Origin of the sequence: Streptomyces sp. P9-A2 (assembly GCF_036634175.1) — a bacterium.
GTDB lineage: Bacteria > Actinomycetota > Actinomycetes > Streptomycetales > Streptomycetaceae > Streptomyces > Streptomyces pratens.
Window position 1 is genome coordinate 3,974,578 of sequence record NZ_JAZIFX010000001.1, and the last position, 15,326, is coordinate 3,989,903.

Here is a 15,326-nt window from a genome sequence, read left to right on the forward strand (position 1 = left end):
AATGCGCACAGGTGAGCCCCTGCCGTCCCTGGGGGACGTCCTCGCCCTCCTCGACACCGGCCGGTGGCACTGGGACACGACAGCCGGGCTGGTCACGGTCGACGAGGTGACGGCACGGCTCCTGGGGCTCCCCGCGGAGCAGGCCACCCTCACGGAGGCCCAGGTGCGGGCGCGACTGCACCCGGCCGACTGGAACGAGGTCACCGGAGTGGTCCGGCTCGCCGCCGCCGAGGACACCCTCGCCGAGGTGCGCATCCGGATCATGGACGACCGGGGACGGGTCGTCCGGATGGTGCGCAGCCGCTCCAAGCCGACCTTCGATCCCCTGCGCAAGGCGTACCTGCTCACCGGAACCCTTCAGGAGGTCACCGAGCCGGCACCCGGCACCCCCGCCGGCCGCAGGGCGGTCACCGGCGACTGGCGCCGGTCCCGGGAGGCGTTCCTGCTGGACGCGGGCAGGGCGCTGGCCGAGGCGCGGTCGACGCAGGAAGTGCTGCGGGTCACGGCGAACCTCTCCATGCCGGGCTTCTCACCGGACGGACTCGCGGTGTTCGGCGTGGCGGGCGACCGGCTCACCATCATCGGCCACCACGGGCAGGAGTCCGACGACGAGGACGCCTTCACCATGCCTCTGGACACGGCCTACCCGGCCGCCGAGGTGGTACGGACGGGCCACGCGATCTACCTGTCCACCCCGCAGCAGTACCAGGCCCGCTATCCCCTCACCTGGCCGCTCGCCGAGCGCTTCGGCCGCCACTCCTGGGCGTTCCTGCCGCTGGTCGTGTCCGGCCGCACGATGGGCACCTGGATGGCGGCCTTCACCTACCCGGTCGCCTTCACCCCCGACGAGCGGTCGGTGCTGACCACCGTGGCACGGATGCTGGCCCAGGCACTGACCCGCGCGGGCACCGCCGAGAACGAGCGGGCCCTCACCGACGGGCTGCAGCGCTCGATGCTGCCGAGGATCGGCCCCCAGCGCATCCCCGGAATGAGCCTCGCCGCCCGGTACATCCCCACCGGCGGCGGCCTCCAGGTGGGCGGCGACTGGTACGACGTGATTCCCCTGCCGAACGGCCGGTTCGCCCTGGTCATCGGGGATGTGCAGGGCCACGACGTACGGGCCGCCGGGCTCATGGGCCAGCTGCGGATAGCCCTGCGGGCGTACGCGTCCGAAGGGCATCGGCCCGACGCCGTACTCTCCCGCGCCTCCCGCTTCCTGTACGGGATCAACGAGGTGGACCCCGTCGATCCGCGCTTCGCGACCTGCCTGTACGTGGAGGTCGACCCTGCCGGTGGAATGCTGGACGTCGCCCGCGCGGGACACCCCAACCCGGCGGTCCGCATGCCCGACACGACCGTACTGATCCGGCAGACGGCCGGCGGACTTCCGCTGGGCATCGACCCGGACGCCGACTACCCCACCACCCGCATGGTCCTGGAGTGCGGCGAGACCCTGCTGATCTGCACAGACGGCCTGATCGAGACCGGTGGCCATGACCTGGACACCGGCTGGCAGCGGCTGCGCGGCATCCTCGAACGCCACAGGGGCGACCTGGAGGAACTGGCCGATGCCCTGGTCCAAGCGGTCCACGGTCCCTCCTCGCACCACACCCCCGGCCCCCTGATCGACCGCCGCGAGGACGACATCGCCCTGCTGCTGCTCTCCCGCCGGGCCGAGGGCCGCGGTGCCGGTACGGGTCGGGACACGGTACAGCCGTCGCTGCGCCGCACCATGCTGACGGTGGAGCAGGCCGAGCCGGAGCGGGTCGCGGAGGCCCGGCGGCACCTGCGCGAGCTGCTGCACGACTGGTGCTCGCCGGACCAGGTCGACTCGGCGGTCCTGCTCCTGTCGGAGGTGCTCACCAACGTCCTCGTGCACACCGACGCCGCCGCCCTGCTCGAAGCCGAGATCACCGACGGGCCCCAGGGCCGCCGGATGCGCATCGAGGTCACCGACGCGGGCGACGACCTCCCGCACCTGCGCACACCGGGCGAGCTGGCGTCCTCCGGCCGCGGTCTGCTCCTGATCGAACTGCTGGCCCACGCCTGGGGGATCGCCCCGCGCGGCAAGGGCAAGAGCATCTGGTTCGAACTGGACGAACCGGACGAGCCGGAGGCCCCGCCGGACGGGGCCGACGGGGCTGCTGCCCCGAAGCCCCACGAGGACCGCACCGCTCATGAGGACCGCACCGCTCCTGAGGACCGCGAGTATCCCTAGGACCGCAAGCCCACGAGACCCGCAAGTCCGCAAGTCCCACGAGACCCGCAAGCCCCACGAGGGCCGCCTCGCCCCGTGAAGGACCTCACGACGACGACGGCTCGGGCTCCGGGGGCGACTTCGAGGGCGGTTCCGTCGACGCGTTGTGGCGTTGGCGCAGTTCGTCCAGGACTCCGAAGACCGCCGCCGTCACCGGTACCGCCATCAGCATGCCGACGATTCCGGCGACCGAGGCACCGGCGGTGATGGCGATCAGGATGACCGCCGGATGCATCTGCACGGTGCGGCTCTGGATCATCGGCTGGAGCACGTTCCCCTCCAGCACCTGCACCGCGAGCACCACGCCGAGCACCCACAGGGCGATGAGGAATCCCCGGTCGGCCAGCGCCACCAGGACGGCCACCGCCCCGGAGATGAACGCCCCGAGGTAGGGGATGTACGCCCCGACGAAGACCAGCGCGCCCAGCCCGACGGCGCCCGGCACCTCGAGGATCAGCAGTCCGACGGTGATGCAAACGGCGTCGATGAGGGCGATGAGGGTGGTCCCCCGCATGAAGCCCTCGACCCCGTCGAAGGCCCTCCGGGCCATGGCCAGCACCACGTCCCCGGAGTCGCCCGGCGCGAGCCCGCGCAGTTTCTCGCCGGCCCGGTCGGAGTCGCGCAGGAAGAAGAAGACGAGCAGCAGCGCGAGCACCGCCATGGTGAGCACCTGGCCCACCACGCCGACCCCGCTGATGACACCCGACGCGGCCGTACCCCCGAACTTGGACAGCAGATCGCGCGCGTTCGCCGCGATGTCGTCCAGGGAGGTGCCGGCCGCCCCGAAATGCCTGCTGAGATCGCGCGCCGCGGTCCTGAGCGAGGCGATGATCTGGTCCCCGGAGTCGATCAGCGCGGACACGACGATGTACACCGCACCGCCGACCACCGCGACGACGGCGACACAGGTCAGCCCCGCCGAAAGGGACCGCTGCACGCCGGCCCGCACCATCCACCGGTGCAACGGCCGCAGCAGGGCCGTCCCGAGCAGGGCGAGCAGAATGGGAATCACGGCCGTCCGGAACTGCACGCACAGCAGCACCCCGACGTAACCGACCCCGCAGGCGAGCAGAATGACGACACACCAGGCGGCGAAACGCCGAACGGCTTCGGGCAGCAACGGAGATGACGACGAGTCCTGCATCGTCTCAGCCGATCACGCCGAGCACACCCTGTCCAGCCGCCGACCCGCCCGCACCCCGTCACCGCACCGGAAACGGCAGGCCGCCTCGGTCACGGTGCCAGGAACGGTGAACGGCCCCGCCCGGGGTCGGACGGGGCCGCCACATGCTCGGCCGGTCGGGGCGCCCAAAATTCCCGGAAACCCCGGGAACCCCGGTCAGGACTCCCGCGGTCCCGATGCCGACATACCGTGCACGGCCGGGACGGTGCCCAGGCGGCCCTTCTGGAAGTCGTCGAAGGCCTGCTGGAGCTCCTCGCGGGTGTTCATCACGAACGGCCCGTAGTGCGCCATCGGCTCCCGGATCGGCTGTCCGCCGAGCAGGACGACCTCCAGGTCCGGCGTGTTGGAGTCCTGCTTCTCGTCCGCGCGGACGGTCAGCGAGCCACCGGCGCCGAAAACGGCCGTCTGCCCCAGGTGGACCGGACGGCGGTCGGTGCCCACGGACCCGCGGCCGGCCATCACGTAGGCGAGTCCGTTGAAGTCCTCGCGCCAGGGCAGGGTGATCTCGGCGCCCGGTGCCAGGGTCGCGTGGACCATCGTGATCGGCGTGTGCGTGATGCCGGGACCCTCGTGGCCGTCCAGTTCACCGGCGATGACCCGCAGCAGCGCGCCGCCGTCGGGGGAGGTGAGCAGCTGGACGCTGCCGCTGCGGATGTCCTGGTAGCGCGGCGCCATCATCTTGTCCTTGGCCGGCAGGTTCACCCACAGCTGGAGGCCGTGGAACAGCCCGCCGGACATGACCAGGGACTCCGGCGGCGATTCGATGTGCAGCAGACCGCCGCCCGCGGTCATCCACTGGGTGTCGCCGTCGGTGATGGTTCCGCCGCCACCGTTGGAGTCCTGGTGGTCGAAGATCCCGTCGACGATGTAGGTGACGGTCTCGAATCCGCGGTGCGGGTGCCAGGGGGTCCCCTTCGGCTCCCCGGGCGCGTAGTCCACCTCGCCCATCTGGTCCATCATGATGAACGGGTCGAGATGGCGGTAGTTGATCCCGGCGAACGCCCGGCGCACCGGAAAGCCCTCGCCCTCGAAACCGCTCGGCGCGGTCGTGACGGTGAGCACGGGGCGTGCCACGGCGTCGGCCGAAGCGGTCACACGGGGGAGCGTCAGCGTGTTCTCGACGGTCACTGCAGGCATGTCGGTACCTCCTCTTTGTACGACCATTTTAGTTGAGCATTGAACTTTCTGCCAGCGGTAACAGAGAAAGCCCGGAGGGCATTCCCTCCGGGCTCGGCAGGTTCCGGGGCGTGCGGAGATCACCCGCCCGTCACACGGCGACGGCAACCTCGACGACAGTGACACCGGCGACGGCACCGGGCGTACCCGCGGCCGGGGCGTCAGGGGCAGGCCCTAGCCATACATGCGCCGCATCGCGAACTCGACCATCTGCTCCACGGCCTTCGCGTCGAACACCATCCGGTGCTCGCCCTCCATGTCCAGCACGAAGCCGTAGCCGGTCGGCAGCAGGTCGATCATCTCGGCGCCGGTGATCACGAAGTACTTGGACTCCTTGCCCGCGTACCGCCGCAACTCCTTCAGCGAGGTGAACATCGGGATCACCGGCTGCTGGGTGTTGTGCAGGGCGAGGAACCCCGGGTTGTCGCCGCGCGGGCAGTACACCTTGGACGTCGCGAAGACCTGCTGGAAGTCCTCGGCGGTCACCTGACCCGTGGTGAAGGCACGCACCGCGTCCGCGAGCGACGGCGCTGACGGCTCCGGGTACAGCGGCGGCTGTTGCTGCTGTTGCTGTTGCTGTTGCTGCTGCCCGTAGCCGCCCGGCATCTGCTGCTGCTGCGGCGGGACATACCCCTGCTGTGCCCCTACGTTCTGGTCGTAGCCGTACATGCGCGCAAGCGTACCGAGAGCACCGGAGGGGCGGGCGGGTACGGGCGGATAAGGCGGGGCGGACAAGGCGGGGCGGGCAGGGGATCCTTCCCGGCGATCCGCGGCCGGGCGCTCCGGGGAGCCCTCGGGGGCGTATCTCGTCACAGATGGCCGGATCGGGCTTGCTTCTTATTACTGGCGGGTAGCATCATCGTAGCCACTTGTCGGAATGCAAACCTGTGCGAGGAATCAAGTGCCTCGCCGATCTCTCTACGGACCGGGAGCCGTCACCATGGGGCACTACAAGTCCAATCTCCGCGACATCGAGTTCAACCTGTTCGAGGTCCTCGGGCGCGACAAGCTGTACGGCACCGGACCGTTCGAAGAGATGGACGTCGACACCGCGAAGAGCGTCCTCGAGGAGCTGGCCCGCCTCTCGGAGAACGAGCTGGCCGAGTCCTTCGCCGACGCCGACCGCAACCCGCCGGTCTTCGACCCGGAGACCAACACCGCGCCGGTTCCCGCTTCCTTCAAGAAGAGCTACCAGGCCTTCATGGACTCCGAGTACTGGCGGCTGGGCATACCCGAGGCCGTCGGCGGCACGCCGGCGCCCCCCACCCTGATCTGGGCGTACGCCGAGCTGATCCTGGGCGCCAACCCGGCCGTGTGGATGTACTCCTCCGGCCCCGCCTTCGCCGGGATCATGTACAACGAGGGCAATGACGCGCAGAAGAAGATCGCGCAGATCGCCGTCGAGCGGCAGTGGGGCTCCACCATGGTGCTCACCGAGCCGGACGCGGGCTCGGACGTGGGTGCCGGCCGCACCAAGGCCGTGCGGCAGGAGGACGGCTCCTGGCACATCGAGGGCGTGAAGCGGTTCATCACCTCGGGTGAGCACGACATGTCGGAGAACATCTTCCACTACGTGCTCGCGCGTCCCGAGGGTGCCGGCCCCGGCACCAAGGGCCTGTCCCTCTTCCTCGTCCCGAAGTACCTCTTCGACTTCGAGACCGGCGAGCTGGGCGAGCGCAACGGCGTCTACGCCACGAACGTCGAGCACAAGATGGGCCTGAAGGCGTCCAACACCTGCGAGATGACCTTCGGCGACCGGCACCCCGCCAAGGGCTGGCTGATCGGCGACAAGCACGACGGCATCCGCCAGATGTTCCGCATCATCGAGCTCGCCCGCATGATGGTCGGCACGAAGGCGATCTCCACCCTCTCCACCGGCTACCTCAACGCGCTGGAGTACGCCAAGGAGCGCGTCCAGGGCCCGGACCTCGCGAACTTCATGGACAAGGCCGCGCCCAAGGTCACCATCACCCACCACCCCGACGTGCGCCGCTCGCTGATGACGCAGAAGGCGTACGCGGAGGGCATGCGCGCGCTCGTCCTGTACACCGCCTCGGTGCAGGACACGATCGAGGTCAGGACGGCCGCGGGCGAGGACGTCTCTGCCGAGCACGCGCTCAACGACCTGCTCCTGCCCATCGTCAAGGGCTACGGCTCCGAGAAGGGCTACGAGCAGCTCGCCCAGTCGCTGCAGACCTTCGGCGGCTCCGGCTTCCTGCAGGAGTACCCGATCGAGCAGTACATCCGCGACTCCAAGATCGACACCCTGTACGAGGGCACCACCGCGATCCAGGGCCAGGACTTCTTCTTCCGGAAGATCGTCCGCAACCAGGGCGCGGCCCTGAACTCGATCGCCGAGGACATCAAGCAGTTCCTCGCCCTCGGCACCGGCGGCGAGGAGCTGTCGGGCGCCCGCGAGCACCTGGCCAAGGCCACCGTCGAGCTGGAGGCCATCGTCGGCCTGATGCTCACCGACCTCGCGGCCACCGAGCAGGACGTCAAGAACATCTACAAGGTGGGCCTGAACACCACCCGCCTGCTGATGGCCTCCGGTGACGTGATCGTCGGCCACCTGCTCCTCAAGGGTGCCGCGGTCGCCGCCGAGAAGCTCCAGACGGCCTCCGCCAAGGACGTCCCCTTCTACACCGGAAAGATCGCCGCGGCGAAGTTCTTCGCGGCCAACGTCCTGCCCGGCGTCACCCTGGCACGCAAGGTCGCCGAGGGCGTCGAGCTGGACCTGATGGAGCTGGACGAGGCCGCCTTCTAGGACCTTCCGGCACAGATCACGCGGGAGCGGACGGAACCGTCCGATCCCGCTCCCGATCCCGTCCGATCCTCTCCGCGCCCGTACGAGGGCCCGCTTCCGCACCGGGAAGCGGGCCCTCGCCCTCGTTATGGTGAACTCATGAGCGAACCCGCCCGCCCGTCTGCCGCCGCCCCTCCACGGAGCGCCGCGCGCGCGCCCCTCACCTTCGACCGCGGCCACACCGACGACCTCATGACCTTCCTCGCCGCCTCACCCACGCCGTACCACGCGGTGGCGAACGCCGCCGAGCGGCTGGAGAAGGCGGGCTTCCGGCAGGTCATGGAGACGGACGCCTGGGACGGGGCCGTCGGCGGCAAGTACGTCCTGCGCGGCGGCGCGATCATCGCCTGGTACGTCCCCGAGGGCGCGGCACCCCACACGCCGTTCCGGATCGTCGGCGCCCACACCGACTCCCCCAACCTGCGGGTGAAGCCGCGGCCCGACACCGGGACGCAGGGCTGGCGCCAGGTGGCCGTGGAGATCTACGGCGGTCCGCTGCTCAACTCCTGGCTCGACCGTGACCTCGGCCTGGCCGGCCGGCTGTCCCTGCGGGACGGCTCGACCCGGCTGGTGAACGTCGACCGGCCGCTGCTGCGCGTCCCGCAGCTCGCCATCCACCTGGACCGCTCGGTGAACGCCGACGGCCTCAAGCTCGACAAGCAGCGCCACATGCAGCCGGTCTGGGGCCTGGGCGAGGACGTGCGCGACGGCGACCTCATCGCCTTCCTGGAGGACACCGCCGGGATCCCGTCCGGCGAGGTCACCGGCTGGGACCTGATGGTGCACTCCGTGGAGCCGCCGGCGTACCTGGGCCGCGACAAGGAGCTGCTGGCCGGCCCGCGCATGGACAACCTGCTGTCCGTGCACGCCGGTACGGCCGCGCTGACGGCGGTCGCCGCGTCCGGCGGGCTGCCCTTCATCCCCGTCCTGGCCGCCTTCGACCACGAGGAGAACGGCTCCCAGTCCGACACCGGTGCGGACGGACCGCTGCTCGGCGGCGTGCTGGAGCGCTCGGTGTTCGCCCGCGGCGGCTCCTACGAGGACCGGGCGCGTGCCTTCGCCGGCACCGTCTGCCTCTCCTCGGACACCGGTCACGCCGTCCACCCCAACTACGCGGAGCGGCACGACCCGACACACCACCCGCGCGTCGACGGCGGCCCGATCCTCAAGGTCAACGTCAACAACCGCTACGCGACGGACGGTTCGGGCCGGTCCGTGTTCGCGGCGGCCTGTGAGAAGGCGGGCGTGCCCTTCCAGTCGTTCGTCTCCAACAACTCCATGCCGTGCGGCACCACGATCGGCCCGATCACCGCGGCACGGCACGGCATCAGGACCGTCGACATCGGCGTGGCCATCCTGTCGATGCACAGCGCGCGCGAACTGTGCGGCGCGAAGGACCCGTTCCTCCTGACGAACGCGCTGACGGCGTTCCTGGAGGGGTAGGGGCGCCTGCCCCGTCACCGGCCGCGTGCGCCGGGGAACGAGTCGGCCTCCCGCGGGAGCTCCGCGTCTCCCGACGGGAGGTCAACTCGGCGCCGAAGCATGAGTGATGGCTCTCCGGGTACCCGGAGGCAACCGGAAGGACCGGGGAAGAACCGGAAGAACCGGATGGGAAGGCGGCACTCATGGGACTCGGAGGGTGCATCATCCTGATCGCCGCAGGGGCGATCCTCACCTTCGCGACCGACTGGGACATGCAGGGAGTCAACCTGAACCTGGTCGGCGTCATCTTCATGATCGTCGGTCTGATCGGCGTGGCGACCTTCAGCAGCATCGCCCGGCGCAGGCGTGTCGTCGTTCCGCCGGCCACACCGGTCATCGACGACACCCGCCCGCGCGGCCGCGACGGATACAGCGACGGATACGGGGTCTGAGCGAGCGTCACCGGGACCCGTACGCCACGCTCATGCCATGTACACCACTCATGCCATGTACACCGCATGTGCCGGGGTACGCCGCATGCCGACAATCGGCCTAGTGACGGCGTCGGGAGGCGGACCGCGGGGCACCCGTGATGGCATGAGATTCCTCGTACGCGACCGGCTCCTCGGAATCGGTGACGACTACTGGATCGAGGACGACCAAGGCAACAAGGTCTTCCTCGTCGACGGCAAGGCCATGCGGCTGCGGGACACCTTCGAACTGAAGGACGTCCGGGGCCGGGTGCTCATCGACATCCGCAAGAAGATGTTCGCCCTGCGCGACACCATGGTGATCGAGCGGGACGGCGAGGCGCTGGCGGCGATCCGGCGCAAGCGGCTGTCCCTGCTGCGCAACCACTACCGGGTCGCCCTGGCCGACGGCACCGAACTGGACGTCAGCGGCAAGATCCTCGACCGCGAGTTCGCCGTGGAGTACGACGGCGAACTACTCGCCGTGATCTCGCGGCGCTGGCGGCACATCCGGGAGACGTACGGCGTCGACGTCGTACGGGACGACGCGGACCCGGCGCTGCTGATCGCGGTGGCGGTGTGCGTGATCCACCTGGCGGAGAAGGAGCGGGAGGGCTAGGGACCGGCGAACAGGAGAGCCGGGGACCGGCAAGCGGCAAAACTGCGGACCGGCGAACAGGAGAGCCGAGGACCGGCAAACGGCAAAACTGCGGACCGGCGAACAGGAGAGCCGAGGACCGGCAAGCGGCAAAACTGCGGACCGGCGAACAGGAGAGCCGAGGGCCGGCAAACGGCAAAGCTGAGGGCCGGCGAACAGGAGAGCCGAGGACCGGCCCCAGGGCTCGCCCCGGAACTGCTCGGGGCCCGCCCGGGTCCGTTCCCCGGGGCGGGGGCTCAGCGGTGCGGGCGGTCCAGGCCGAGGACGCGGTCCTTGAGGACCGGGAACCGATCGCGGGTCTTCGCCACCTCCGCCGGGTCGAAGTCCACCGTGAGGACCTGCTCCCCGGGGCCGGCCTCCGCCAGGACCTCTCCCCACGGATCGACCACGATCGAGTGACCCGCCTGCGGAACTCCGGCGTGGGTCCCGGCCGTTCCGCACGCGAGGACGTACGCCTGGTTCTCCACGGCCCGCGCCCGCGCCAGGAGCGTCCAGTGGGACCGGCGGCGCTCCGGCCAGCCCGCCGGGACGACGAGCGTCTCGGCACCGGCGTCGACGAGGGCGCGGAAGAGTTCGGGGAAGCGCAGGTCGTAGCAGGTCGCGACGCCGAGCGTGGTGTGCGGCAACGGCACGGTCACCGGCGTGTCGCCCGCGCTCATCAGGACGGCCTCGCCCCGGTCGAAGCCGAAGCGGTGGATCTTGCGGTAGACGGCGGCCAGGTCGCCGGCGGGGGAGAGGACGAGCGAGGTGTTGTAGAGCGGTCCGTCGCCCGTGGCGGAGCCACCGTCGACGGCGGCCCGCTCCGGGACGGAGCCCGCGTGCAGCCACACTCCCGCGTCGCGCGCGGCCGCGGCCATGGCCTCCAGGGTCGGCCCGTGGAGGGGTTCCGCCTCGCGCGCGAAGTCCTCGTGGGCGAACGCGCCGGTCGTCCACAGCTCCGGCAGGACGACGAGGTCGGCCCCGGCCTGTTCCCGTACCAGAGCGGCGACCCTGCGCCGACGGGATTCGACCGATTCGCCCTCGTTCACGGCGACTTGGAGCAACGAAGCGCGCACAATACCACCGTCCTGGCATTCGACTCGTCGGCACGGCCTACGATCGTCACACGAAAGCACTGCCGGGGTGCCTCACAGCAGCGTAACTTGGGGGCCCTCCCGGTTCGAGCGTAATCGAGAACCGGGGGAGTCCCCAGACGCCCGCCGAGCGCAGCCACCGCCCACTGGCACCGCCGCCACAACCTGCCCGTGTACCGACCGCCGAGGGGTCCCGTTCCGTGAGTCTGCATCCCACCCTCCAGCCCTACGCCGACGCCTGGAACCAGTCCGTCGAGGCGATATCCGAGCTGGTGCAGCCGCTCGTGGAGGCCGACTGGAACCGGCGGACGCCGTGCCCGGGGTGGTCGGTCCGCGATGTGGTCTCCCACGTCATCGGTCTGGACAGCGAGATGCTGGGCGACCCGCGCCCGATCCACACACTGCCGCGCGACCTGTTCCACGTCACCAACGACCAGCAGCGCTACACGGAGATCCAGGTCGACGTACGCCGCCACCACACGGCGCCGGAGATGACCTCCGAGCTGGAGTACACGATCATCCGCCGCAACCGCCAGCTGCGGAACGAGTCGCGTGAGCCGGGCAGGACGGTGCGCGGCCCGCTCGGCTCGGAGCTCACGCTGGAGGAGTCCATGCGCCGGCACGCGTTCGACGTGTGGGTGCACGAGCAGGACCTGCGCGCGGCCCTCGGCCGCCCCGGCGGCCTCGACTCCCCCGGCGCGCACATCGCCCGCGACGTGCTGCTCGCGGAGCTGCCGCGGGTGGTCGCCGAGAAGGCCCAGGCACCGCGCAGCTCGGCCGTGGTCATCGACGTCCACGGGCCCGTGGAGTTCCTGCGCACCATCCGCGTCGACATCCAGGGCCGCGGCACGCTGGAGACCGCCCCGGCGCTCGGCCCGGCCGTCACGCTCGGCCTCGACTGGGAGACGTACGTCCGCCTGGCATGCGGCCGGGTGACGCCGGACGCGGTGTCGGACCGGCTGAAGACGGAGGGCGACCCGGACCTGGCGGCGGCGATCCTGCGGCACTTCGCGGTGACGCGGTAGGACCTGCCGGCGGAAGCGGGGGCCGCCGGGGCCCCGGACGGCACCCGGGGGACGGGTGCCCGGGCCCCGGCCACCCGTCCCTACACCGGCACGTGCACGCTCTCCACCCGGCCGACGACCAGCCGTTCCCGCTCCCTGCGCGCCGCCTGCCCGCGCAGCCGCAGGATCTGGGTGAGCCCGAAGGCCTGGAGGACGAAGACGGCGGCGAAGGCGACGCCGTAGTCCCCGCCGGTGGCGTCCAGCAGCACGCCGACGGCGAACAGGGTGGTCATGGACGCGATGAAGCCGCCCATGTTGGTGATGCCGGACGCCGTGCCCTGCCGCTCCGGCGGGTTCACCGGGCGGGAGAAGTCGAAGCCGATCATCGAGGCCGGGCCGCAGGCACCCAGCACCGTGCACAGCACCACCAGCAGCCACATCGGCGCCGTCTCGCCCGGGTAGGCCAGCGTGGCCGCCCACAGCAGGGCCGTCACCCCCACGGTCCCGAGAACGAGCGGCAGCCGCGCGCCGTGCCGCCGGGCGATCAGCTGGCCGTAGACGAGCCCGAAGACCATGTTGGACAGCACCACGAGGGTGAGCAGTTCACCGGCGGTGGCCCGGGACAGTCCCTGGGCCTCGACGAGGAACGGCATGCCCCACAGCAGCAGGAACACCATCGCCGGGAACTGAGTGGTGAAGTGCACCCACATGCCGAGCCGGGTCCCCGGTTCGCGCCAGGAGGCGGCGATCTGCCGGCGTACGTAGACGGCACCCCGGTGCCCGACGGAGTCCGGCTCGTGGCCCTCGGGATGGTCCTTCAGGAACAGCAGGAGCAGGACGAACACCACGACACCGGCGAACGCGCTGCCCCCGAAGGCCGCCGTCCAGCCGATGCCGTGCAGCAGCCGGGCCAGCACCAGGGTGGAGACCAGGTTGCCCGCCATGCCGGCCAGCCCGGCGAGCTGCCCGACCAGCGGCCCGCGCCGGGCCGGGAACCACCGGCTGCCCAGCCGCAGCACGCTGATGAACGTCATGGCGTCCCCGCAGCCGAGCAGGGCGCGGGAGGCGAGCGCCATGCCGTACGACGGGGAGAGAGCGAAGCCGAGCTGTCCGAGCGTGAACAGCACGACACCGATGCCCAGCACCTTCTTGGTGCCGAGCCGGTCGACGAGCAGGCCGACGGGTATCTGCATGCCCGCGTAGACCAGCAGCTGGAGGATGGAGAAGGTGGACAGGGCGGAGGCGTTGACGCCGAAGCGGTCGGCGGCGTCGAGGCCGGCCACCCCCAGGGACGTACGGAAGATGACGGCGACGAAGTAGACCGAGACACCGATCCCCCACACCGCCAGGGCACGCCGCCCGCCCGGGGGGTCCGCGGGCAGCACGCTCCCGCCGGTCACCCGGCTCCCGCCGCTCATCGCACTCCTCCCCGGGCCAGGTGGGAGAACCAGCCGACATGCCGGTCGACGACCTCGGCAGCCGCGTCCGGGTCCCCCGAGCGCAGCGCCTCGAGGATCTCCTGGTGCTCGGAGAGGGTCTTCGCGATGCGGTCGGGGTGCGAGTACATGACGGCGACTCCCATCCGCAGTTGTCGGTCGCGGAGCTGGTCGTAGAGGCGGGAGAGGATCTCGTTGCCGCCGCTGCGGACGATCTCCGCGTGGAAACAGCGGTCGGTGACGGACGCGGCGGCGAAGTCGCCCGCGGCGGCCTGTTCCCTCTGCCGGGCGAGCAGCGCCTCCAGCCGCTCGATGAGCCCGGGGGGCGCGGGGACGGCCTTGCGCACCGCGTGCTCCTCGACGAGCAGCCGGGTCTCGACGACGTCGGCGATCTCCTGCGCGGAGACGGGCAGGACGAGGGCGCCCTTCTTCGGGTAGAGCCGGATCAGACCCTCGGCCTCCAGCCGCAGCAGCGCCTCGCGCACCGGGGTGCGCGAGACCCCGGCGGCGTCGGCCAACTCCCCCTCGGTCAGCAGGGTGCCGCCCTCGTAACGGCGCTCGAGGACGCCCTGCTTGACATGGGCGTAGACGCGCTCGGCGGCGGGGAGTTGCTTCACGGGGGCCGGACTCATGCCGACAGGATAGATACAACGCGTACGCATGGACGCATCCGTCCACCCTCCGGACCGACCGCACCCCCTCACCCCGGCCCGTCCAGCCCCCGGTCCACCCCTGACCCCGGCTCCTGCTCTGTCTCACCGCCCGCCCCACCGCCCGCCTTGCCGACGAAAAGTCGCCCCGTCCCGGCGCACAACCATCCGTGCCGCCTACGCGTCAGACTCGTGCGACCGCTCTCGGTCGCGCCTCAACTCGGCCGCAGCAATGGGGCATTCAACACAATCGGGGTACCTCACTTGAATATCGGCATTCAGGGCATCAGGATCCGTAGAGCCGTCGGCGTCGCCGTGACCACCGGCGCCGTGCTGGCCTCCGGCGCCCTCTACGCGGCACCCGCGCAGGCCGCCGCCAAGCCCACGATCGCCGCCAAGGGCGGCTTCGTGATGAACAACGCGAACGGCAAATCCCTCTACACCAAGGCCGCGAACACCCGCCTTCCGACCGGTTCCACGACGAAGATCATGACCGCGAAGGTCGTGCTCGCGCAGAAGAACCTGAACCTCGACGCCAAGGTCACCATCCAGATGGCCTACAGCGACTACATCGTGGCGAACAACGCGTCGTCCGCGCGCCTGATCGTGGGCGACAAGGTGACCGTGCGCCAGCTGCTGTACGGGCTGATGCTGCCGTCCGGCTGCGACGCGGCGTACGCGCTGGCCGACAAGTTCGGTACGGGCTCGACGCGGGCCGCCCGGGTGAAGTCCTTCGTCGGGAAGATGAACGCCGACGCGAAGAAACTGAAGCTGAAGAACACCAACTTCGACTCGTTCGACGGCATCGGCAAGGGCAATAACTACTCCACGCCGCACGATCTGACGAAGATCACCAGCAGCGCGATGAAGAGCGCCAACTTCCGCGCGATCGTCAAGACGAAGAAGTACACGGCGAAGACCGTCACGAAGACGGGCAGCACCCGCACCATGGCGCCGTGGACCAACACCAACGGCCTGCTCAGCAGCTACAGCGGCACGATCGGCGTGAAGACCGGCTCGGGCCCGACTGCCAAGTACTGCCTGGTCTTCGCCGCGACGCGGAACGGCAAGACCGTCATCGGCACGGTCCTCGCCTCGACCAGCTCCGCCCAGCGCGAGACGGACGCGAAGAAGCTCCTGGGCTACGGCTTCGGCCAGATCTGACCCTCGGGGACACACCGCAGGGGCTCA

The 15,326-nt window shown here is 70.5% G+C and carries 13 protein-coding genes; 7 read left to right on the plus strand and 6 right to left on the minus strand.

Annotation, left to right across the window (positions count from 1 at the left end):
- Position 1: 1 nt before the first annotated feature.
- On the plus strand, positions 2-2,218 hold the full coding sequence (locus tag V4Y04_RS18025; RefSeq protein WP_332429211.1) for a SpoIIE family protein phosphatase: 2,217 nt from the start codon (positions 2-4) through the stop codon (positions 2,216-2,218).
- A gap of 85 nt (positions 2,219-2,303) precedes the next feature.
- On the opposite strand, the gene V4Y04_RS18030 is transcribed toward V4Y04_RS18025, so the two are convergent.
- From V4Y04_RS18030 to V4Y04_RS18040, 3 genes are all read right to left on the minus strand, one after another.
- Positions 2,304-3,401: an AI-2E family transporter gene (locus V4Y04_RS18030; RefSeq protein WP_332429213.1), complete on the minus strand. Its 1,098-nt coding sequence runs from the start codon at positions 3,399-3,401 to the stop codon at positions 2,304-2,306.
- Between the two features lie 195 nt (positions 3,402-3,596).
- On the minus strand, positions 3,597-4,577 hold the full coding sequence (locus V4Y04_RS18035) for a pirin family protein (protein ID WP_332429214.1): 981 nt from the start codon (positions 4,575-4,577) through the stop codon (positions 3,597-3,599).
- Between the two features lie 213 nt (positions 4,578-4,790).
- Positions 4,791-5,285 (minus strand): SseB family protein, encoded by a 495-nt coding sequence (locus tag V4Y04_RS18040; RefSeq protein WP_332429216.1) that lies wholly within the window; start codon positions 5,283-5,285, stop codon positions 4,791-4,793.
- 271 nt (positions 5,286-5,556) lie between these two features.
- Here V4Y04_RS18040 and V4Y04_RS18045 point away from each other — a divergent pair, with 271 nt between their 5' ends.
- The 4 genes from V4Y04_RS18045 (at position 5,557) to V4Y04_RS18060 (ending at position 9,933) form a co-directional block, all read left to right on the plus strand.
- The gene (locus tag V4Y04_RS18045; RefSeq protein ID WP_332432895.1) at positions 5,557-7,383 is read left to right on the plus strand and encodes an acyl-CoA dehydrogenase; all 1,827 of its coding nucleotides are present in this window, start codon (positions 5,557-5,559) and stop codon (positions 7,381-7,383) included.
- Between the two features lie 138 nt (positions 7,384-7,521).
- Positions 7,522-8,865, plus strand: coding sequence for a M18 family aminopeptidase (locus V4Y04_RS18050; RefSeq protein ID WP_332429218.1), 1,344 nt, complete (start codon positions 7,522-7,524; stop codon positions 8,863-8,865).
- A gap of 182 nt (positions 8,866-9,047) precedes the next feature.
- A complete protein-coding gene (locus V4Y04_RS18055) occupies positions 9,048-9,296 on the plus strand; it encodes a DUF6458 family protein (protein WP_332429219.1) in 249 nt (82 codons plus the stop codon).
- Between the two features lie 145 nt (positions 9,297-9,441).
- Entirely contained in the window at positions 9,442-9,933 is a 492-nt protein-coding gene (locus tag V4Y04_RS18060; RefSeq protein ID WP_332429221.1) for an LURP-one-related/scramblase family protein, read from the plus strand.
- A 275-nt stretch (positions 9,934-10,208) separates the two neighbouring features.
- On the opposite strand, the gene V4Y04_RS18065 is transcribed toward V4Y04_RS18060, so the two are convergent.
- Positions 10,209-11,027, minus strand: coding sequence for a carbon-nitrogen family hydrolase (locus tag V4Y04_RS18065; RefSeq protein WP_332429223.1), 819 nt, complete (start codon positions 11,025-11,027; stop codon positions 10,209-10,211).
- Between the two features lie 218 nt (positions 11,028-11,245).
- On the opposite strand from V4Y04_RS18065, the gene V4Y04_RS18070 reads away from it, so the two are divergent.
- Positions 11,246-12,070, plus strand: a complete 825-nt coding sequence (locus V4Y04_RS18070; RefSeq protein ID WP_332429225.1) for a maleylpyruvate isomerase family mycothiol-dependent enzyme — start codon at positions 11,246-11,248, stop codon at positions 12,068-12,070.
- 80 nt (positions 12,071-12,150) lie between these two features.
- Here V4Y04_RS18070 and V4Y04_RS18075 read toward each other — a convergent pair whose 3' ends face one another.
- Positions 12,151-13,467 carry an MFS transporter gene (locus V4Y04_RS18075; RefSeq protein ID WP_332429227.1) on the minus strand — a complete coding sequence of 439 codons (1,317 nt, stop codon included), beginning with the start codon at positions 13,465-13,467 and terminating at the stop codon, positions 12,151-12,153.
- Entirely contained in the window at positions 13,464-14,117 is a 654-nt protein-coding gene (locus tag V4Y04_RS18080) for a GntR family transcriptional regulator (protein ID WP_332429230.1), read from the minus strand. Before V4Y04_RS18080 ends, V4Y04_RS18075 begins: the two co-directional genes overlap by 4 nt.
- 282 nt (positions 14,118-14,399) lie before the next feature.
- Between V4Y04_RS18080 and V4Y04_RS18085 the strand changes: the two genes are divergently transcribed.
- Positions 14,400-15,299, plus strand: coding sequence for a D-alanyl-D-alanine carboxypeptidase family protein (locus tag V4Y04_RS18085; protein WP_332429232.1), 900 nt, complete (start codon positions 14,400-14,402; stop codon positions 15,297-15,299).
- Positions 15,300-15,326 lie beyond the last annotated feature (27 nt).

Coding starts and splice junctions, on each gene's coding strand:
- V4Y04_RS18025 (WP_332429211.1), top strand. CDS start 2: ATGCGCACAGGTGAGCCCCTGCCGTCCCTGGGGGACGTCCTCGCCCTC.
- V4Y04_RS18030 (WP_332429213.1), bottom strand. CDS start 3,401: ATGCAGGACTCGTCGTCATCTCCGTTGCTGCCCGAAGCCGTTCGGCGT.
- V4Y04_RS18035 (WP_332429214.1), bottom strand. CDS start 4,577: ATGCCTGCAGTGACCGTCGAGAACACGCTGACGCTCCCCCGTGTGACC.
- V4Y04_RS18040 (WP_332429216.1), bottom strand. CDS start 5,285: ATGTACGGCTACGACCAGAACGTAGGGGCACAGCAGGGGTATGTCCCG.
- V4Y04_RS18045 (WP_332432895.1), top strand. CDS start 5,557: ATGGGGCACTACAAGTCCAATCTCCGCGACATCGAGTTCAACCTGTTC.
- V4Y04_RS18050 (WP_332429218.1), top strand. CDS start 7,522: ATGAGCGAACCCGCCCGCCCGTCTGCCGCCGCCCCTCCACGGAGCGCC.
- V4Y04_RS18055 (WP_332429219.1), top strand. CDS start 9,048: ATGGGACTCGGAGGGTGCATCATCCTGATCGCCGCAGGGGCGATCCTC.
- V4Y04_RS18060 (WP_332429221.1), top strand. CDS start 9,442: ATGAGATTCCTCGTACGCGACCGGCTCCTCGGAATCGGTGACGACTAC.
- V4Y04_RS18075 (WP_332429227.1), bottom strand. CDS start 13,467: ATGAGCGGCGGGAGCCGGGTGACCGGCGGGAGCGTGCTGCCCGCGGAC.
- V4Y04_RS18080 (WP_332429230.1), bottom strand. CDS start 14,117: ATGAGTCCGGCCCCCGTGAAGCAACTCCCCGCCGCCGAGCGCGTCTAC.